General features: G+C 61.7%; 19 protein-coding genes and 1 riboswitch. Of the genes, 13 read left to right on the forward strand and 6 right to left on the reverse strand.

Going from position 1 to position 20,077, the window contains the following annotated elements; translation table 11 throughout:
* Positions 1-111: 111 nt before the first annotated feature.
* Positions 112-1,965: a BCCT family transporter gene (locus P3G66_RS09030; RefSeq protein ID WP_060939649.1), complete on the reverse strand. Its 1,854-nt coding sequence runs from the start codon at positions 1,963-1,965 to the stop codon at positions 112-114.
* Positions 1,966-2,393: 428 nt separating this feature from the next.
* Positions 2,394-2,798, reverse strand: coding sequence for a hypothetical protein (locus P3G66_RS09035; protein ID WP_219469198.1), 405 nt, complete (start codon positions 2,796-2,798; stop codon positions 2,394-2,396).
* 39 nt (positions 2,799-2,837) lie between these two features.
* On the opposite strand from P3G66_RS09035, the gene P3G66_RS09040 reads away from it, so the two are divergent.
* On the forward strand, positions 2,838-3,164 hold the full coding sequence (locus P3G66_RS09040) for a hypothetical protein (RefSeq protein WP_058039289.1): 327 nt from the start codon (positions 2,838-2,840) through the stop codon (positions 3,162-3,164).
* Here P3G66_RS09040 and P3G66_RS09045 read toward each other — a convergent pair.
* Positions 3,152-3,292 carry a hypothetical protein gene (locus P3G66_RS09045; protein ID WP_003941170.1) on the reverse strand — a complete coding sequence of 47 codons (141 nt, stop codon included), beginning with the start codon at positions 3,290-3,292 and terminating at the stop codon, positions 3,152-3,154. The two genes, P3G66_RS09040 and P3G66_RS09045, sit on opposite strands and share 13 nt — an antisense overlap.
* 244 nt (positions 3,293-3,536) lie before the next feature.
* On the opposite strand from P3G66_RS09045, the gene P3G66_RS09050 reads away from it, so the two are divergent.
* The 8 genes from P3G66_RS09050 to P3G66_RS09085 all read left to right on the forward strand — a co-directional run bounded on the left by P3G66_RS09050 (position 3,537) and on the right by P3G66_RS09085 (position 13,479).
* Positions 3,537-4,268, forward strand: a complete 732-nt coding sequence (locus P3G66_RS09050) for an SDR family oxidoreductase (RefSeq protein ID WP_054828021.1) — start codon at positions 3,537-3,539, stop codon at positions 4,266-4,268.
* A 150-nt stretch (positions 4,269-4,418) separates the two neighbouring features.
* Positions 4,419-5,786 (forward strand): cytosine permease, encoded by a 1,368-nt coding sequence (locus P3G66_RS09055; protein ID WP_081557283.1) that lies wholly within the window; start codon positions 4,419-4,421, stop codon positions 5,784-5,786.
* Between the two features lie 30 nt (positions 5,787-5,816).
* Positions 5,817-7,397 (forward strand): hydantoinase/oxoprolinase family protein, encoded by a 1,581-nt coding sequence (locus P3G66_RS09060; protein WP_081557284.1) that lies wholly within the window; start codon positions 5,817-5,819, stop codon positions 7,395-7,397.
* Complete coding sequence (locus tag P3G66_RS09065; RefSeq protein ID WP_050655919.1) at positions 7,394-8,503, forward strand: DUF917 domain-containing protein; 1,110 nt, start codon at positions 7,394-7,396, stop codon at positions 8,501-8,503. The genes P3G66_RS09060 and P3G66_RS09065 overlap by 4 nt, the downstream gene beginning before the upstream one ends.
* A 6-nt stretch (positions 8,504-8,509) precedes the next feature.
* Positions 8,510-9,568 (forward strand): DUF917 domain-containing protein, encoded by a 1,059-nt coding sequence (locus tag P3G66_RS09070; RefSeq protein ID WP_081557285.1) that lies wholly within the window; start codon positions 8,510-8,512, stop codon positions 9,566-9,568.
* Positions 9,565-11,100 (forward strand): helix-turn-helix domain-containing protein, encoded by a 1,536-nt coding sequence (locus tag P3G66_RS09075; protein WP_054187864.1) that lies wholly within the window; start codon positions 9,565-9,567, stop codon positions 11,098-11,100. The genes P3G66_RS09070 and P3G66_RS09075 overlap by 4 nt, the downstream gene beginning before the upstream one ends.
* A 60-nt stretch (positions 11,101-11,160) precedes the next feature.
* Positions 11,161-11,275: riboswitch (SAM riboswitch) on the forward strand.
* Between the two features lie 53 nt (positions 11,276-11,328).
* Positions 11,329-12,654 (forward strand): aminotransferase class V-fold PLP-dependent enzyme, encoded by a 1,326-nt coding sequence (locus P3G66_RS09080; protein WP_003941108.1) that lies wholly within the window; start codon positions 11,329-11,331, stop codon positions 12,652-12,654.
* A gap of 210 nt (positions 12,655-12,864) precedes the next feature.
* On the forward strand, positions 12,865-13,479 hold the full coding sequence (locus P3G66_RS09085; protein WP_050655923.1) for a hypothetical protein: 615 nt from the start codon (positions 12,865-12,867) through the stop codon (positions 13,477-13,479).
* Here P3G66_RS09085 and P3G66_RS09090 read toward each other — a convergent pair.
* Entirely contained in the window at positions 13,458-14,336 is an 879-nt protein-coding gene (locus P3G66_RS09090) for a phage repressor protein (RefSeq protein WP_050655932.1), read from the reverse strand. The genes P3G66_RS09085 and P3G66_RS09090 overlap by 22 nt on opposite strands.
* A gap of 143 nt (positions 14,337-14,479) precedes the next feature.
* Between P3G66_RS09090 and P3G66_RS09095 the strand changes: the two genes are divergently transcribed.
* Both P3G66_RS09095 and P3G66_RS09100 read left to right on the forward strand, forming a co-directional pair.
* Positions 14,480-15,478 carry an alpha/beta hydrolase gene (locus P3G66_RS09095; protein ID WP_042450570.1) on the forward strand — a complete coding sequence of 333 codons (999 nt, stop codon included), beginning with the start codon at positions 14,480-14,482 and terminating at the stop codon, positions 15,476-15,478.
* Complete coding sequence (locus P3G66_RS09100; protein ID WP_081557288.1) at positions 15,471-16,682, forward strand: saccharopine dehydrogenase NADP-binding domain-containing protein; 1,212 nt, start codon at positions 15,471-15,473, stop codon at positions 16,680-16,682. The genes P3G66_RS09095 and P3G66_RS09100 overlap by 8 nt, the downstream gene beginning before the upstream one ends.
* On the opposite strand, the gene P3G66_RS09105 is transcribed toward P3G66_RS09100, so the two are convergent.
* The gene (locus P3G66_RS09105; RefSeq protein WP_276116415.1) at positions 16,683-17,027 is read right to left on the reverse strand and encodes a hypothetical protein; all 345 of its coding nucleotides are present in this window, start codon (positions 17,025-17,027) and stop codon (positions 16,683-16,685) included.
* 92 nt (positions 17,028-17,119) lie between these two features.
* Positions 17,120-17,497 carry a hypothetical protein gene (locus tag P3G66_RS09110; protein WP_064111455.1) on the reverse strand — a complete coding sequence of 126 codons (378 nt, stop codon included), beginning with the start codon at positions 17,495-17,497 and terminating at the stop codon, positions 17,120-17,122.
* A gap of 63 nt (positions 17,498-17,560) precedes the next feature.
* On the opposite strand from P3G66_RS09110, the gene P3G66_RS09115 reads away from it, so the two are divergent.
* Positions 17,561-18,139 carry a CGNR zinc finger domain-containing protein gene (locus P3G66_RS09115; RefSeq protein ID WP_042450527.1) on the forward strand — a complete coding sequence of 193 codons (579 nt, stop codon included), beginning with the start codon at positions 17,561-17,563 and terminating at the stop codon, positions 18,137-18,139.
* Between the two features lie 134 nt (positions 18,140-18,273).
* Entirely contained in the window at positions 18,274-19,881 is a 1,608-nt protein-coding gene (locus tag P3G66_RS09120) for an ABC transporter substrate-binding protein (protein ID WP_221741667.1), read from the forward strand.
* Positions 19,882-20,077: the final 196 nt, after the last annotated feature.

The following is a 20,077-nucleotide window of genomic DNA, read 5'->3' on the forward strand; positions in this document are numbered from 1 at the left end:
CTGTTCTACTCACGAAACTTAGAGTCCTGCGAACTGTCGAGTTGAAAGTCTCATGACAAGTTTGCGAGTTGGTGAACAGATATGCCTAATGCAACATGCCGAACGTGCCGGTCAGTCCGTACTGGCAGCTTGCGCGTGGCCTTCTGCCGAGTCGGCGAACTCGGGTGTGTCGAACACCTCTCCGCCCAGCGGATCGACGACCTTCGATTCCTCGGAGAAGTCGACGGCGCCGGTATCCGGGTCGATGTTGACCGCATGGGCGGGAACTTCGTGGACCGCGACGAGCATGTGGGCGTCGGAGGGATCCGTCATGATCCCGCTTTGTGACGGAGTGAGCCCGGCGAAGGTCGACGAGATCTTCAGATCGCGGAGCCGCTTTTCGGTGGGTTGCGGAACGTCGGTTGATGCCGAGGTATTTGTAGAAACCCGCAGGTAGCGCGGTGCCGAAGCGACCTCGTATCGGAACGCCTTCAGCATCGACAGACATGCCAGCACCATGATGACCGAGAACGGTACCGCCGTGGCGATGGCAACGGTTTGCAGCGCCGTGAGCGATCCACTGCCACCCACGATGAGGAGAACTGCGGCCGCGGCACCGGAGAGGAACGTCCAGTAGACACGCGTGATCTTGGAGGTCTCCAAGCTGCCACCGGTCGCGAGGATGTCGATGACGATCGAGCCGGAATCCGCGGACGTGACGAAGAAGAAGACGATCACGACGATCGCGAGAACACTCGAAATCGTTCCGAGCGGAAGTCCGTCGAGAAGCGTGAACAGCGACGTGTTGGTGTCCACTGCGCCGGATGCGTCGAGCATCGTGCCTTCGTTGCGCTGACGCAGAATGCCGGAGTTACCGAAGATCGTGAACCACAACGAACCAACCAGCGTCGGGGCCAGCAGCACACCGAAGACGAATTCGCGGATGGTGCGGCCGCGTGAGATGCGCGCGATGAACATGCCGACGAACGGTGCCCAGCTCATCCACCAACCCCAGTAGAAGATGGTCCATGCGCCCTGCCAGCCGTCTTCGGCGAACGGGGACGTGCGCAGCATCAGTTCGGGCAAGGCCTGGACGTATCCGCCGAGGTTCTGCACCCACGACTGCATGAGGAACAGCGTCGGTCCCAGAATCAGGACGAACAGGGCCAGCGCGGCAGCGAGCATCATGTTGATGTTGGAGAGCCACTTGAGGCCCTTGGTGACGCCGGAGACGACCGAGAAGGTGGCCATGCCCGTCACGATGACGATGATGGTGATGACCAACCAGTTGTCGGTCTCCACCCAGCCGAGGTAGTCGAGGCCGGCCGAGATCTGCTGGACACCGAAGCCCAGCGACGTCGCGACACCGAACAGCGTGCCGACGATGGCGACGACGTCGATGGCGTGGCCGATCTTTCCTTCGATGCGAGCCCGTCCGAGGAGCGGCTCGAGCAACCAACGGATCGAGAGCGGACGACCCTTGCGGTAGGTCATGTACGCCAGACCAAGGCCGACGACGACGTAGATCGCCCATGCATGAAGGCCCCAGTGGAACAGCGTCAGTTCCATCGCTTGATTGGCTGCGGCGTCCGTGGATCCCGCGATCTGCCCGGCGACGGGAGGGTTCACATAGTGCGAAAGGGGTTCTGCCACTCCGTAGAACACGAGGCCGATGCCCATCCCGGCGCTGAAGAGCATCGCGAACCACGAGAGCATGCCGAACTCGGGTTGCTCGTCGTCGCGCCCCAATCGGATGTTGCCGATGCGGCTGATTCCGCAGTACAGCGCAAAGATCACGAAACCGGTAGCCGAGAGGATGTACCACCAGCCGACGCCGTCGCTGATCACGTTGTTGAGTGTTTCGAAAGCATCCGCGGCGGTTCCCGCGTAGATCACGGCAAAGGCGATCAGGGCAAAGATCACTATCGACGCGGGGATGAACACGGGTTTCCGTAGTTCACGCCACGCAGTTTTGACCGCAGTCATTCCACTCCTCGAACGTTCAGGCATTCACAGCGCCCATCAGGGCGGCCACGTGTCACGCGTAGGTGGGCGTTTCGCTCACACCATCGCAGGCCAAGACCGGGCTATTGCTTTGAAATTCAACGTAACGTCAAGTTTCGGTCAACTCAACTGGACGAAAGATGCTGCACTGTCGCGAAAGTTCTCACTGGATGCCGTAGTTCCGGTTGTAAATCGTTGGGTAATAGTGGCATTGGGTCATGAGCGGAATGCTGAACGGCGAATTCGATTGGTACGGTGAGTTGAATCGGTCGAGTCGACGCTCACCGATTGACCCCATTTGTCAAACTCGGCGAAACAGCCTGTCTGTCAGGTGGTTAACTCCTGGCGTGCTTGCCCGATCGTGGCGGTCAGGTGTCGATACCTAACTGTGATTGTGATGGTCGCAACTATCAGTGATGCGGGCCCTGTTCGCCCCGCTGAGCGTCGATCAGATCCATCGCATCCCTCAGGCCCAAGCCCGGATGCAGTTCGCGTAGTGCCTTGATTGCCGGAATGCGGTCGTCAGTCGACGCGAGTGCGCTACGGACGTCGTCGGCAGGGATTTCGGTGGGGGCAGTTGTCCCTTCCCACCACACCGACTGAGGTTTGTTCCTGTTTCGCCAGGCTTGGACTGCGTAGTAAGCAGACCCGACCGTCGCGAAAAGCCAGATTGCGAGGAATGTCCAATTCCAAGCTGTGGGTTCTGTGATGACCTTGTCGATGGTGCTTGGGCCGAAGAAAACGAGTAGCCAAACCAGCACGATCGTCTGCCACCATCGCTCGACGCGCCTGCTCGGATTCCACCACTCTGCCATCGACCGATACTCGCACAGGGCTGCTGTTTCGGTGCGACGATGGAGATCATGGAGATTCGTGATGCGGTGGAGCGACTTCGGGCGGATTCCGGGACCTCGATGATCTTCGGAGAACCGCACCAGACCAGCGACGGATCGACGATCATCACGGTTTCGCGTCTACACCGGCGGTGGCGGGGCGACCCGATACCGGTGCCAGTGGGAGTGTTCTCGATCCACGAGGGTGAGCCGTCGTGGTCACCGGCCGTCGATCACACCAGGGCGGCTTTGATGGGGGAGTTCATCGGGCTGGCGGCCGCGGTGATCGCAACCCTGGCAGTTCTACGTCGACCGCCCTGGCCTGATGTGACGATTCAGAAGGGGTGACCCAGAATTACGCCGATCAGTTGGAACGGCATCGCGAGGAACATCGATCCGACGTAGAGCGGATAGCGAATCGGATCGCCGGCGAGGTAACCCTCGGCGAGCCAGGCCATGACGTCTGCTGATCCCATAGTCGTTACTTCCCTTCGCTGTTGTGGTTCACCGACATTTTCGGTCGTGGGAGTTGTTTTGTTACAAGCGAACTCGAAGGAGGAGTACATGTGAAGGCAGTTTCGACGCAGCAAACGTCGTCAAGCGAGATCCCCGGGGGCGGTGTCCTCTACCAGCTAAGTCTCGATACTTAGCACTGTTCCGTAGTGAAATCTGTGCGTTCTGCACATGTCGGGACAATTCGGTGAGCCCTACAGTCGCTGCATGACAACGACACCTTCTCCTCTCTCAGGCAAGACCGTCGTACTGATCGGCGGCGGAACAGGCATCGGGCTGCGAGTGGCGCAGCTTGCCGTCGACGCCGGCGCGCAGGTAGTTCTCGGTGGCCGAACCGCATCCAAGCTCGAAGCAGCGGCCGCGCAGCTGGGTGAGGCTGCGCACTGGTTCACCGTCGACACCTCCGACGACGACTCGGTGAAAGAGTTCTTCACCAACATCCCCAGCGTCGATGCTCTCTTCACCACGGCTGCCGATTACCAGGTCGGCTCGTTCCGTGAACAGAGCGTCGAGGAAGCGGCGTCGCCGTTCACCTCCAAGTTCTGGGGGCAGTACCGCGTCGTGCACGCTGCGCTCGACAAGCTGACACCCACCGCATCGGTGGTCCTCATGTCCGGCGCTGCCAGTGTGCGGCCACCCGCAGCTGCCGCGGCATACGTTGCAGCCAACGCGGCAATCGAGGGGCTCGGGCGGGGGCTGGCGGTCGAACTGTCGCCGATCCGCGTCAACACTGTCGCTCCCGGAACCATCGACGGGCATCTGTGGGCTCAGCGCCCGGCGGAGGTTCGGGAGGCCGCGTTCACCTGGAGTGCCGAGAACAACGTGCTCGGCCGCGTCGGGAACGAAGACGAGATTGCACAAGCGGTGTTCTATCTCTTCACCAACACGTACACAACGGGTTCCACGCTGTACCCCGACGGCGGGTACGCGTTGCGTTAGACCCGTGCCATTTGGCGACTGTGTGAAATGACGACTGTGCGAAATGCATTGTCGTAACACGAAGAAACGCCAATTCGCCCATAGGCGTGACCCCTGCCACATTCGTACCGTCTTCTCCGAGAACACTTCCAACTATTCGAGGAGTCCGTCATGAAAAACACGTCAGCGACCGCCGCCGGCGGTGAAGTGCCCGACGGTGACGACTACGCGCTCACCCGCGTTCCCGACGAAGCACGATATTCGTGGTTCTCGGTGGCAGTACAGCGATTCGGTCAGGTATCGGCACTCGCACAGTTCTTGCTCGGTGCGACGCTCGGCTACGGTATGACGTTCTGGAATGCCTTCTGGGCATTGACAGTCGGGGCGGTGATTCTCGAGGTCGTCTGTATTTTCATCGGCATCATCGGGGTTCGTGAAGGGCTCAACACATCGGTGGTCGCACGCTGGTGTGGATTCGGGCACGCAGGTTCCGCGGTGATCGGTTTGGTGATCGGGGTCAGCCTGATCGGTTGGTTCGGCATTCAATCTGCTGTCTCTGCATCAGGTTTGCACGGAATCATGCCGTTTCTGCCGCAGTGGGCGTGGGCTTTGGCCTTCGGTCTCCTGATCACCGCGATAGTCCTTCGCGGGTTCGGATCCATGCAACTGATCGCCAACATCACCGTTCCGCTGTTCCTGATCCTGGTCGGTTGGGCCGTCATCGCCGAACTGCGTAATCACTCGCTGTCAGATCTGATGGCATCTGCTCCAGCCGGGCCGGAGCTCAGCTTCCTCGCCGGAACTACCATCGTCGCAGGCGGTTTCATTGCCGGAGCAGTGATCACACCTGACATGACGCGCTTCAACCGCACGGCAGGCGATGTCGTGAAGCAGACGCTCGTCGGAATAACGTTGGGCGAATACGTGATCGGGCTGACCGGTGTTCTCCTTGCCCATGCCGTTCGCAGTTCCGACATTGCCACGATCATTCTCTCGTCGGTCGGTTGGGTCGGCGTTCTGATCATCGTTCTCGGCACCTTCAAGATCAACGACTGGAACCTGTACAGCTCGGGGCTCGGCGTCGTGAACTTCATCGACGTCGTGTTCGGTCGACGGATCAATCGCGCAGTTGTCACAGCAGTTGTCGGCATCACCGGTTCGGTCCTCGCGGCTGCCGGAATCCTGAACTCGTTCACCGACTTCCTGATCCTGTTGGGCGTCGGATTCCCGCCGATCGCCGGGATCATGGTGGCGGAATACTTCATCGTCAAGACATGGCGCAAGGATCTGGAGGAGAGTCGAGCTGCGGGTACCCTCCCGAACTCGGCACCCACTTGGGTACCGGCCACGCTGGTGATCTGGATCGTCTCGGCGCTGATCGGTCATTACAGCACCTTCGGCCTGCCGTCGATCAACGCGGTGGCCTCGGCCTTCGTTCTCTACGTCGTCGCGGGTCGACTCGGCCTGATTCGCGGAGTCGGACGCACCGCCACCGAAGCGCCGCAAGAGACTTCGGGAAAATCTGCGCTCACGCACTAGCACGGCACACACTGTAGAAGGGAGTTCGCGATGCGAATCGGAATCGACGTCGGTGGTACGAACACCGACGCGGTCCTGATGGACGGGACCACCGTCATCGGGCATGTCAAACACTCGACCAGCAAGGACATCACCGGCGGAATCGGCGGAGCTCTGACGGCGCTGCAGCAGCAGTACTCGTTCTCTCCCAGCGCTGTTCAAGCAGTGATGATCGGCACGACGCACTTTCTCAACGCTCTCATCGAGCAACGCGGACTTGCACCGACAGCGGCTCTGCGATTGGGGCTTCCGGCGACCGCGGCGCTTCCTCCGATGGTGGGGTGGCCGCGAGACCTGGTCTCCGCTGTGCAAGGAAGGCACTACCTCGCTCACGGTGGGCACGAGTTCGACGGTCGTCGTATTTCGCCGCTGGACCCCGACGAGATTCGCCGCCATGCCGCCGATATGGCTCGCAGCGGTACTCGTTCGGTCGCAATATCTTCGGTGTTCTCTCCGGTCAATCTCGAATGCGAAGCGGCCGCCGCGGAGATCGTGCGTGAGGAACTCGGCCCGGACGTCGCAATTTCGCTCTCGCACGAGATCGGTCGAGTGGGTCTACTCCAGCGGGAGAACGCGACCATCATCAATGCTGCGCTGCGCGAGCTCGCCGATCACATCGTCGACGGTCTTGCCCGATCTTTGGTCGAGCACGGCATTGTCGCGCCGCTGTACCTGAGCCAGAACGACGGAACCTTGATGGACATCGAGTACGCGAGGCGTTATCCGGTGGCGACTTTCGCATCGGGACCGACCAACTCCATGCGAGGCGCCGCTGTGCTGTCCGGTCTGGCCAGCTGTGCGGTGATCGACATCGGAGGTACCACTACCGACGTGGGCGTATTGACCAACGGTTTCCCGCGAGAAGCCACCACGGAGGTGACGGTCGCCGGGGTACGGACCAATTTCCGTATGCCGGACGTCTTCTCGATCGGTATCGGTGGTGGTTCGCTGGTGGAAGCAGACGGACTCACAGTCGGACCCGAATCTGTGGGATACGAATTGGGTTCACGGGCACTCGTATTCGGCGGTGACACGTTGACGGCCACCGACATAGCCGTCGCGGCAGGCTTGGCCGACGTCGGAGATCGCAGTGCGGTGGCGCACCTCGACCGCGGCCTGGTGTCGACGGCACTCGACCGGATCTCGCGCCGAGTCGCCGACGCCGTGGAACAGATGCGGACCACGTCGGATCCACTTCCCGTTGTGGCGGTTGGCGGGGGATCGGTACTGCTGGAGCGTGAACTCCCGGGCCTGGGAACGGTGATTCGTCCTGTGCGCTTCGATGTTGCCAATGCGATCGGCGCTGCGATCGCGCAGGTCAGTGGTGAGGTAGATCGAGTCGAAGCGGTGCGGGACGGGCACCGGCAGGTTTTTGCCGACGATGCTCGCCAGGAGGCGATCGATCGGGCAGTCGCCGCAGGCGCACGGCCCGAGTCGGTGCAGATCGTGGAGTTCGACGAAGTCCCCATTCCGTATCTGCCGGGCAACGCAACACGTATTCGAGTGAAGGCAGTCGGTGACTTGGCACTGCACAGTGGTTTGGTCTCCACCGGTCAGGAGGGCTCACGATGAGTTGGACACTACGAACGGCGGATCTCGACGACCTCGCCAGGGGCGCAGCCTTGTTGGGCACCGGCGGCGGGGGAGATCCGTTCGTCGGCAAGATGTTGGTCACGCAGGCGCTCGGAGAGGCCGGTGAAATCACAATTCTCGATCCGGAGGAGCTTGACGACGACGCGTGGGTGATTCCCGTCGCGCAGATGGGTGCCCCGACCGTCGTGGTCGAAAAGATGCCGCGCGGAACCGAACCCGAGCTGGCGCTGATCACGTTGGAGAAGCACACGGGTCGAACTGCAGATGCCACGATGCCGATGGAGTGCGGCGGAATCAATTCGATGATTCCGTTGCTGGTGGCCGCACGGCGCGGCCTGCCGGTTGTCGACGCCGACGGGATGGGGCGAGCCTTTCCTCAGCTCGAGATGGAAACCTTCTCGGTGTACGGGATTTCGGCGAGTCCGCTCGCCATGGCGAACGAGCACGACGAGGTGGCGATCTTCGACACCGGAAGTGACAACAGCAGATTGGAGGGCCTCGCCCGCGGGGTGACGTCGAGGTTCGGTGGGATGGCGCACATCGCGCAGTACTCGATGACGGGTGCAGATGTGAAGCGGACGGCGATCCCACGGACTCTGTCGTTGGCCATGACCATCGGCCGGTCCATCAGACTTTCACGTGAGCAGCGGGTGGACCCGGTGCAGGCGCTTGTCGACAGTCTCGCCGACACGCTCTACGGATACGGGCGAGTTCTCTTTCACGGCAAGGTGATCGATGTCGACAGGCGAACCGATGAGGGGTTCGCTCGCGGTTCGGTGCGTATCGCCGGCGTCGGAGACGAAGAGCTGGAAGTTCAGTTCCAGAACGAAAATCTGATCGCCGTCCAATCCGGAGTGATGGTGGCGATCGTGCCAGACCTGATCTGCATCGTCGAGGCCGATACCGCCGAACCCATCACCACCGAGGGCTTGCGGTACGGGCAGCGCGTTGCGGTCATCGGGATCGCGACCCCACCCATCATGAGAACCCCGGAGGCACTGGCGGTCTTCGGCCCGGCTAGCTTCGGGCTCGATCGCCCGTTCCTGCCGGTGGAGACACTCGAGCAACCTGTACTGGCAGAATAGCGAGCCGTGAGCAGGCTGCACGCGGTCCGGGAGGCCGACCTCGACGCGATCGCAGCGGGGGCGGTGGTCCTGGGCTGCGGCGGGGGCGGCGATCCACGCTTGTTCGTGGAATTGCTGCGTCCACTGATGACGTCTACTTCGGTGGAGGTCATCGCGCCGGACCAGTTGCCGGAGGAGGCATTGGTGATGCCGGTGGGAATCGTCGGATCGGCCCTGGCCTTGGAGGAGCAATTGCCCTCCGGGCGTGAGTTTGCAGATACTGCAGCAGCTTTGACGCGCTGGACCGGGAAGCGTCCAACCGCGGTGATGACTTTCGAAGGCGGTGGACTCAACGCTCTCTCCGGCATTGCGGCGGCGTTGGCGTTGGGAATTCCCGTGGTCGACGCGGACCTGTTGGGTCGAGCGATGCCGCGGCTCGATCACTTCTCTCTCGCCGCAGCCGGGTTGGAATTGTGCCCGGTCACACTCGCCCAGCCCGGCGGCCTCATTACCGTCGTCGACGGAGTGGATGTGCTGGGCGCCGAGGTAGCAGTGCGGTCGTTGATCGGGAGAACCAGCGGTTGGGGCGCTCTGGCGATCGCGTCGATCGATGCGCGGACGGTGCAGGAGGCGTGCATTCCGGGAACTCTCTCCCGAGCATACGAACTGGGTCAGCACATCGGGGTACTGGGCAGTTGGCAGGAGATCGCGGAAAGCTCCGGGGCCCGGGTAATGGGGACTGGCCGGGTGCGTGCGGTCCGTCGTAGTCGTCCGGACACCGGCGATCGTCGGGGCAGCGTGATTCTCGAACACGATTCTGCGGTGATACGAGTCGAATTCGAGAGTGAGTTCCTGACCGTCGCGTTGGACGGCGAGATGATTGCAACGTGCCCGGACATCGTGACGTTGCTCGACGTGCGGACCGGCGCCTTCGTCTCGTGTGAATCCGTGCACCAGGGGCACGATGTGGCCGTGTTGGTTCTTCCCGGTCCACAGTGGTGGGCGGAAGAAGTGGGCAGATTGAAAGTTGTCGGCCCGCGGGCATTCGGGATCGACCACGACGCAGTGCTGATGGAGGCGCGATGAGCGCGAGTGTTTCGGCGTTGCTGAACAACCCGGCCTTTGTCGGGCTGTATCGACTGGCCGGGGAGGGTGATCCCGTCGTGACGACAGTGGGAGCACTCACCGGGGAATCGGCACAGTCGGCCGAGGCCGTGTCGGATGCGGCGAGTTCAGGATCAGTTCTGGTGATTCTCGATCGAATCGACATCGGGGAGTGGAGATTCGACGCTCTCCTTCGGCGCACAGCGGCGACCGGCTGCCAGGTGGTCGCTGTGCACAGCACTGCGGCGGAGGATGCGAATCTCTCGTTGCTTGCCGATCGGCTCGGACTGGTGGTGCTCGGAGTATCCGACCCGTGGCAGTTCAGCGTGGATCTTCGCGATCTTCTCTCGAATTCGCGGGCGGTGATGGCCGACGCAGTACTGCGGGCGACACACGCGGGCCAACGAGCCGGAGGAAGCGTCGAGAATCTTCTGTCGGTGCTACTGAACACTTTTCAGCGTTCATTCTTTCTCCTGGACTCGTCCGGACGTCCGATGACCGGCGCCGACCTGTTGTCAGACACTGATCGAGCAGCCGCCGGTATGTTGTCGGGTCGCGGGGCGCCCACCACGGTCGAATTGGACTCCGGCGGGGTCCTGATTGCGTGCCCGGTGATGTCCGGCGCAGCCCGAGAGCCCTGGCTGGCGGTGCTACTCCCGGTGCGTCAAAGCGTCGAAGAGGCTTCTCTCTCAGTGGTTCTCGACGTGGCCTCGTTGGCTGCCGGGCACCGACTGGCCGTTGCGCGCATGGTCGACGAGCGTGAAGCGCGCCGGCGTAGCGCGTTGCTCGGTGAACTGATCGACACGTCAGCAGACGCCACACCCGGACTGCTCCGGCGCGCACTCGACGCGGGTTGGATGCTGGACGGATGGCACATCGGCATCAAAGTCCTGGCGGTCGGTGAGGTCGACCTGGTGGCAAGACGCAGCGAGGTTGCAGATGCTCTCGCCGCCGAGGGAATCGACGCCAATGTCGTGGAACAGGCTGACGGCTGGGCGGCGTGGACGACTCTGCCAGGCGAGCCGCGACCGGAGGCGATCACCAGGATCGCCGAGTGCATCCGTGCAGCTCAGGCCAGGTTGGAACCCACGATGGAGACCTGGGTAGGTGTGGGACGCGCACACGACGGTCCGGCTGGAATCGGTTCGTCCCTGTCGGAGGCCGGGGATGCCGCTCGGCTCGCCGGTTCCCGATCTCAAACAGGTCGATTCCTGCACGTGGACCGCCTCGGGCTGGCGCAGTTGCTGCTGGCGTGGACGCGAACCGACACCTTCCAGCCTGCGGCCGCGGCATTGCTCGCACCGCTACGCGATTCCAATGGAGAGTTGCTCGAGACTCTGTCGACGTACCTCGACGAAGAATCGTCTCTGGCTCACACCGCAACCCGAATGGGCTTGCACCGCAACACCGTATCGAGTCGGATCGATAGAATTCAGCGCCTTCTCTCGGTCGATCTGGCCGATCCGGAAACCAGGCTTGCGCTCCACCTCGCCTGCCGGACGATCGCGCCGTGACGACGGTCTTCGCAGCTTCGTCTTGACAAGCGCGGGAGGTTCCTGCCATCCTCGTTGCCAGGTCACGAGTACCAGTGTTCAGCCCCGGCTTGCTGGTCGGCAACCCTCCTCCGCGGTGGGGTGCTCCGGGTGACGACCCGGCTGCGTTCGAAAACGAATGCGGCAAGCGCGGACTCTTCCGGGGCCATCTCCCGACGAACGAGTCCTTGAACGTGAGGATTGTCTTCGATGACTGCTGTATTGAGTGCCGACACCTGCTGCACCACCGCGATTGCCAAGGTTTCGGGTGCCGACCTGCAGGTTCCATTGGTTCAGGGCGGCGAATGCTCCTACGCCAACTTCGACTACGCGGCCAGCGCGCCGGCATTGGCCCAGGTCACCGACCGTATCGCCGAATTGTTGCCCACGTACGCCAGCGTCCACCGCGGTGCCGGCTACGCGTCCCGGATCTCCACGCTCACCTACGAGAACGCTCGTGAATCCGTTGCTCGTTTCGTGAACTGTGCCGACGATCAGGTTGTCGTCTTCACCCGGAACACCACCGATTCGCTGAACCTGCTTGCGCAGTGCGTCCCCGGCAGCACCGTCGTCCTCGACGTCGAGCATCACGCAAACCTGTTGCCGTGGAACGACGCTCGTATCGTCACCGCCGCAGACACCATCGAAGAAACGATCGAGCGTCTGATCGGTGAACTGTGCACCAAGCCTGCCGCGCTGCTCGCAATCACCGGGGCCTCCAACGTGACCGGTGAGATCCTGCCGATTGCACGTTTGGCTGACATCGCTCACCGTTGCGGCGCACGTATCCTCGTCGACGCTGCTCAGTTGGCTCCCCACCGTCGCATCGACCTGCAGGAATGCGGCGTCGACTACGTAGCGTTCTCGGGCCACAAGCTGTACGCGCCCTTCGGCGCCGGCGTTCTCGTCGGCCGCCGTGACTGGCTCGACGAAGCTCAGCCGTACCTCGCCGGCGGCGGCGCCGTGCGTGAGGTGACCATCGAATCCACCGAGTGGGCTTGCGCGCCCGCACGCCACGAGGCGGGTTCCCCCAACGTGCTCGGTGCGGCAGCCATCGCGACCGCCTGCGAAACCCTGCACGCCCTGGACTTCGACGTGATCGCCGAGCATGAGAAGGCGCTCACCGCCCAGCTCACTGACGGCTTGTCCGCCATCGAGGGCGTCTCACTCGTGCGACTGTGGAACGACGCTCCCGACGCCGTCGGAATCGTCACCTTCACCGTCGACGGATTCGAAGCGGGCGAGATCGCCGCATTCCTCTCCGCCGAGCACGGCATCGGAGTTCGCGACGGTCGCTTCTGCGCACATCCGGTTCTCGCGCGCCTCGGCCTCTCCGGCGGTGCAGTTCGCGCCAGCCTCGGCCTCGGTAGCAGCTCGGACGACGTGACGCGGTTGGTCGACGCCGTGAACATCCTGGTTTCGAATCAGCGTGATTGGAAGTACGCGAAGACGGCAGGTGCGTGGAACCCTGTGCCCGAGACCCGCCCCTTCCTCGGAGCCGCAGACGACAATGCCGGCGCAGCCGAGTGCGTCTGAGCTGAGCTCGGTCCCCGAAAACTCGAACGGACAACTAGCATGGCAGCCATGGCACCAGCGGATTTTCCCGCCACCCCTTCGAGAGTGAGCATCACTCTCGGTCAGTGGTGCCGTCGCCATGTCGATCTGTGCCGCACCTCTTCAGGAATGTGTTCGAGCTGACGATTCGTCTCGCTCATCCCATACTTTTCTGATTTTCGGAGGTCTCACATGTCTTCACTCGCTTCGCATTCTCTGCACGTAGCGGTCGAGTTGACCGGATCCGGTCACCATCCGGCCGCTGAGGGCGCACCCGGCAACCTGCCCATCATCGGCGGCGACTACTGGGTGGACCTCACCGAGGGTGAAAAGGCTCTCGATTTGGCTTCATTCCCTACCAATGTGGTTCGGATTCGCGCTGCGGATCTGCGTGAGGCACAGCTCGAACGCGCACGGATACGCGCTGCCGTCGCTGAAGAAGGACGCGATCCCGACAGCGTCGCAGTGCTGGTCGATCTCGAGATTCTGATCGCGCCGGAGGCTCGCTCCGCTCGTAAGGAGCTTGCGCAGTTGGACAGCGCGTTGACCTCGCCGCGGGTTCCCGTTTCGCTTCATTACGTCGGAACGCCTTCCGGTCTCGGCAGTTTGATCGCCGATATCCGAGCTGCGGAGGTCGCCGACGGCGTTACGTTGCTGCCTCTCGCATTGCCTCGCACGCTCGAGCATCTGGTGGACAGCACCATTCCGTGGCTTCAGGATCGCGGACTTGTCACACCGTCCACCGCAGTCGACGAGGTTCTCGGGCGTTTCGGACTGCCGCCCCGTCATCGCACGCTTGCGTCCTGATCGTCACCGATTGCATCTGCGTACAGGTGGAACAGCGACGGTAATTCGTCGGCACCGTCCACCTGTGCCAGAAGCGTCCAGCACTGCGCAGTGATCGACCGAGCCCTCGTGCCGATCCAGTTGGTGGGCAGTAGTTCCGGCGGCAACAGCGGATCCGGTTCCATGGCTCGCGTGAATTCCGCCGCGAGTTCGATGGTCATCGTGACAGCATCGGTACCCGGACTGTTCTGCAGTTTGTGCAGGCGTGCGGTCGCTACGTCGAGTAGCCGTTCGTATCCGTCAGCGATCTGGTCCAGTGGCCACAACTGCGCGGCAATCTTCACGGGGTCTTCGAGAGTGCCCACTTTCAGATCTCGAGTGGTGAGAGAAGACAGGTGCTGTTCGACGTCGAGTTCGGCGGCCGCATCGCGAATATACGGTTCCCAGGCGTGCGGCGAGACGTACAGACCGCCCTGGACGAGCGCGCCGCCGAGGTAAACGACCCTGGTGCGCAGCGCATCTCGCGCTTTCCGTGACGACTCCGGAATTGCGAATCCGGCCAGGTGCCAATACCCGTCCCACGGCGTCACAGTGTCGCGGTCTTGTCGATAGGCCAGCCGAACGAATTCGACGTCGGGTTCCATCTCGCGCAGGGCTTTCGGCGTTGCTCGTAGCGTGGCCTGCCGCCCGCGACCTTCCTGAGTGAACTTCCCCTCGGTGACCAACCGCTTGATGCACAGCCGAACCTGTTGATCAGTTTTGCCGAGGGCGTCGGCGGTGGCATAGAGGGTGTGCCCGTCGACAGTTCCGTCCGTGCGCAGTAGTCCCTCGATCAAGATCCTCGTGGGTACATCGACGTCCCTGTCGGTCATCGCCATGTCCTTTCCTCGCTTCTCGACACCTTCGCCCACAACTGTACTATCGAATGCAATACGATCGTTTCAAATTCGTACGTTAGGGCGGGAAGATGGCAGCGGAATCGATGAGCGAGGGCAAGAGTAAGCCTCGTTTACGCAGGTGGATGGTTACTTCCCTGGCGGTGGTCGTTGTTCTGATCGCGACTCTGGTGGGCTGGACGCTGTACCAGAACACCTATGACATCCGTGAGGAAAAAGTGACGATCACCGGGGGATCGGTGCCGCTCCAGGGAGTCCTTGCACTGCCCGAACACGGTGACGGTCCCTTCGGGCTCGTGGTTTTCGTCCACGGAGACGGCCCGGTCGATGCAACACATGAGACGTTCTATCGACCGGTGTGGGAGGCGTTCGCAAAGGCGGGGTACGCGTCACTCTCCTGGGACAAGCCGGGGGTGAATGGGGCACCGGGCAATTGGCTCGACCAGAGCATGGACGATCGCGCGGCAGAAACGGAAGCGGCAATCGAGTGGGCGCGGGGACGTTCGGATATCGATCCGTCTCGGATCGGTCTGTGGGGTGCAAGCCAGGCAGGGTGGGTGATGCCCAAGGTGGTGAACCTCGACCCGGACGTAGCGTTCGTCATTGCCGTGGGTCCCGCGATCAACTGGCTCCAACAAGGCGAATTCAATACCCTAGCCGAACTTTCCGAGAGAAATGCGTCGGCCGACGAGTTCGAGAAAGCGCGGGTCGATCGTGCGAAGAACTTGGATCAGTTGGCCCGTGATGCATCGTTCGACGATCTCGTGGCCTCCGGCGAGGCCGACGGTCTCACCGAAGACCGGTGGAACTTCATCCGAAAGAACTACCTCTCGGATGCGCGAGCCGATCTCGAAACCGTGAAGGTTCCGGTGCTCTTGATCATCGGCGGACAAGACGTCAACGTCGACGTGGCTGATACCGAAAGGGTGTATCGCGAATTGTTGGACACTCCAGGGCAATTGGTGGTCAAGAAGTACCCCGACGCTACGCATTCGATCGTGGACAAGGATCTCGAAGACTCGGAAGTGAGGTCCGCTCTGGTGGCCGTCCTTGCTCCCCGTTCGATCTTCGCTCCCGGCTATCTAGCGGATCAGACTGCATTTTTGGAGGGAATTCATGGCTGACGGAATCACGGTTGTCGCACTGGGTGGTGCCGGTGCCATGGGCTCGGCAGCAGTTCGTCTGGCCGCAACATTGCCGGGAATCGGCAAGGTAGTAGTCGCGGATCGCGATATCGATGCTGCGAAGCGTCTTTCAGTTGAACTGGCGCAGGCGTCAGCGGAAGTCGAGGCGCGCAGCATCGACGTCACGGACGGTCGCACGCTACGTGAATTGCTTGACGGCGCAGACGTGGTCGTCAATACGGTCGGACCGTTCTTCCGTTTCGGCGTCGGCATTCTCCAGGCAGCGATCGAGACCGGGACTCACTATCTCGACATCTGCGACGACTGGGAGCCGGCCGTCGACATGCTGGAATTGGACTGTGCCGCGAGGGGAGCCGGAATCTGTGCGGTAGTCGGCATGGGCGCAAGTCCCGGGATGAGTAACCTCCTGGCCGCGATGGGAGTCTCGCGATTGGACGTGGTCGACGATCTGTATACAGCCTGGCCGGTTGATGTCGAGGGCGAGGACGAGTCGGTGGACACATTGAGTGCAGCCGCCGTTCACTGGATGCAACAGATCAGCGGCCAGGTTCCGGTGGTTCGTGCGGGGCGAATCGTCAACGAAGAACCGTTGCGTTCCATCGCACTCGAACTGCCCGGCGGACGTCGGGGGAACGCTTACGTGGTCGGGCATCCGGAGCCGGTGATGTTTCATCGGACCATCAATCCTGCGGGGCATTCGGCAAATCTGATGGTCATCACACCGGAAACCGTGGCGTTTCTCGACGTTCTCCGCGCCGACATCGACAAGGGGAGAATCGATCTCGACTCGGCCGCCGAAGAATTGGGCAAGCCTTCGCTCGGACGGATGATCCGTGCTGCGCCTCGAATGCTCACGCGCGCCGGCCACGGATCCCTGCCGTTGTTCTTCGCCTCGGCGACAGGAATGTTCGACGGAAGAGCGATGCGCGTCGTGGCCCGGATTGCAGACGATTCACCGGTGTCGGAGTTGCTGTCGGACATGGCCGGTGCAACCGGAATCCCCTTGGCGCTCGGCCTTGCTCAGGTGGTGTCCCGGCTCGCCGACGGAACGATTTCGGATCGGATCGGTGTGCACTCACCCGAGAGCGTCGTCGACCCGGAAGTTCTGTTCACTGCGCTGGCGCGGTTGTTCGATCGAACCGACTGGAGTGAGATCGTCACCGTCGAATCCGAGTTCCGCTAGTCAGTTCGCGGCGTGTGATCCGATGCGACTGCGGATTTCGGTCTCGACGCGATCGGCGTCCTTGGGGCTGAACGAAGGCGATCCGTGGCCGGCGAGAGTGAGTACCACCGCGGTCTCCTTCCACGGGCGTGAAAGATCCAGGCTGTACCACGAGCTGAAATCTGTTGTTCCCCAGATTCGTAGGCGTCCGCTCAGCCATGACATGACTCCGAGGTCGACGGATTCGATCTGCGAGTACGGGACGAACTTGCTGACAAACGGAAAGTAGTAGTGGCGGATCGTGACGCCCTGATCGTCGATCCGGACGGTCCTGTCCTCGTAGATCGTTGATGTCCCTGTACTCACAGTGAAAACCCGGTCCCTGCTGTTCGACGCTCTCGGCGGATGCCGAAAACCAACCATACAGTCTCTATTGGGGCGGGTGGCCCGCCTGAGTGTCAGGCGCTGGTAGTCCTCGCGACGACGAGATCGCTCACCGCGATCTGAGCGTTGCCGATTGCCGCCTGAACCGGTTCGCAACTACTCGATGCTCGGGCGAGCGCAAGAACTGCGGTGAGTAGGGCGGCGTCGGGCTCTCCTTCGAACGGTCCGCTCTGGACGTCGAACTTTCCAGCGCGCAACTGCTTTCGGGCATTGATTCCAAGTTGTGAAATGACCTCGTCCATCGCGGTCAGGCACTGGGCGAGCGCGCCGATCGACCAGTAGAGATCGGCAGCGACGACGGGTGTCTGCGATGCCACGGTGCCGGCGCGGCGCAATCGGTGGTGAGTGTCTCGGAGTATCTCGGGCAGCCTGTGGTCTGCGCAATGTTCCATCCCGCCGCCTCCGTAAGGTGTAAAGTTAGGTTATTCAATTACGGTAGGGCAGGACGGTAAGGGATGCAAGTAGTTTTAGACGATTACGTCGCCGGTGCGTCGTTTGCGACCGACTTGGTCAATACCTCGCCCCGCGTGTGGGTGGAGGCAGGTGACGCGTTGGCTGCCCCTCAGGCGCTTCACGATCTACTGGACGAACATGGACTCTCGCCGGATGCGCTCACCAACGGACGTCGACTTACCAGCGGTGAACTTGCTGAGGTCAAGGAACTCAGAGAGGGGATTCGTTCGATTCTCGATGCTCCGACTTCTGATGAGCTCGTTGATCGCACTCATCGACTCCTGCAGACCGTCCCGCATCACGTCCGACTCGTGCCTGATGCCCGGTCCGACTATCGATGGAATGCGGTACCGGACAGCAGAATCAATCTCACCGGCGAACTTGCGCTGTTGATCGGCTACTCGTTGCTGGGGACTCTGCGCACATTGGGGTACGAACGATTCCGCCCATGCGCGTCGCCGACGTGCAACGGGGTGTTCGTCGATACAAGCCGGGGAGGGCGACGCCGCTACTGCATGCCGGCGTTGTGCGGCAACCGAATCAACGTCGCGAATCACCGTCAACGGCAGCGTCGTACTTAGCGTCTGCGCTTGCCCGGTCGATAGTGACAATCGAACAGAGTACGGCCGACTGTATGGGGAACTCCAACGAGATACAGACCACGTCAGTCCCGCACGATTGTCGCCATGGCAACTCCTAGTAGATGGCGGCTCGTATGAAAGCCCGTTCTGTCTCCGCGACAGCAGTTATCAGCGTTGGCGTTTTCACCCTGGCCGGGTGTGGCGGCGCATCCAGTCCCGAAGGTTCGGTCGGTGAGTATGCAAAGGACGGCAGTTTCACGACTGTCATCAACGCCGATCCCGGAAATCTGCACCCTCTGATCACCAACCTCACGTCGACTCAGATCGTGAACGCGTACTCGTACGATTCGTTGATCGACATCGACGCGCAAACACGCACTGTGCGTCCCTATCTGGCGGAGAGCTGGAGTGAAGAAGGGAACACGCTGAAGTTCGTGCTCAAGAAGGGCATCACTTGTGCCGACGGCACTTCCTTCACCGCACAGACCGCGGCCGATGACATCAACTGGGTCATGGATCCTGAAAACGCTTCACCGCTACGCGGATCCACTGTGCCGATGTCGACTTCGGCCTCAGCGGACGGTGACGAACTGACGGTGACTACCGCCGAGCCAGCGCCCTTCCTGCTCTCTCGAGTCGGCGCGTTGCGGCTTCCGTGCGCTGCGACGCTCGAAGACCCGGCCAGCATCCGTTCGAGTAGCAACGGAACGGGTCTGTTCAAGGTCACCGAAGTTGTTCCGAACGATCACATCACGATGGAACGCCGCGACGGTTACACCTGGAGTCCGAACGGCGAGACCACTTCAGACACTCTCGGGGTGCCGAAGACAGTGACGATCAAGATTGTCACCGATCCCAGTACGACGGCGAATCTTGTTCTCACCGGCGGAGTGAATGCCGCAGCGGTGACCGGTTCGGACGAGGAACGAGTCTTGGCCGCGGGTCTGGATTCGAAGACTTACACCACGTTGTCCGGTGAGTTCATCTTCAATCATTTCGCGTCTCTACCCACGGCGGACCGTGCTGTGCGGCAGGCGCTCGTGCAGGCAGTAGACCTGGACGACTACACCGAGATCACCACCGGTGGTAAAGGAACCCGCGCACGTGCCCTCGCGGTTTCGGAACCCCTTGCCTGCGACTACAACAGTGTTGAAGGAACGATTCCCGAGTTCGACGTCGACGCAGCCAAGAAGACCTTGTCCGACGCAGGTTGGAAGGCGGGGGCCGACGGCGTCCTGACGAAGGACGGGCGACCGCTTGCCCTCAACGTAATTTTCAACAACTCACGCGATACGAACTCTGCCGCCGCGGAATACGTGGCAACCCAGTGGGAAGGACTGGGCGCGAAGGTGAAACTGACCGGTGGTGACTACAGTTTTGTCATCGCCAACACATTCAGCACCACCGACCTGTCGTCGTGGGACGTTTCCATCGGTTTGACGCTGGGGAGCGATACGCCGAGTATCTTTGCGAAGTACTTCACCGGCCCACCGAAGCCTGAAGGAGTGAACTTCGCTTCCCTCGACAACAAGAAGTACATCGAATTGTCCACTGAGGCTTCGCTTCTTCCCGGTGACGAGTCCTGCAAGGTCTGGGAGGAAAGTGAGCGGGCATTGTTCAAGGACGTCGACCTGCTGCCGGTATCCACGACTCCCGCTCACATGTTCTTCAACGGGGCAACGTCGATCTATCCGCCATCGAGCGGAATCCTTCCGGGCTCGGCGATCCGTGTCCTGAAGTAGGACCCTCGGCAAACGCTCACTTTCGGGTATTGATCATCCGAAGAGCAAACCGAAATACCACCGCAGCACCCGCACCTGCAGCCAGCCCGGCGACGACATCGGCAAGAAGGACACCGACGCCTATGCCCAGGACGGCAGCGGCGGCGACAGCAAGGGCTACGTCAGCACGAGGAGCGGCGATCGCGGCATCCTTTCC

Origin of the sequence: Rhodococcus sp. C3V (assembly GCF_029269915.1) — a bacterium.
Taxonomy (GTDB): domain Bacteria; phylum Actinomycetota; class Actinomycetes; order Mycobacteriales; family Mycobacteriaceae; genus Rhodococcus_F; species Rhodococcus_F qingshengii.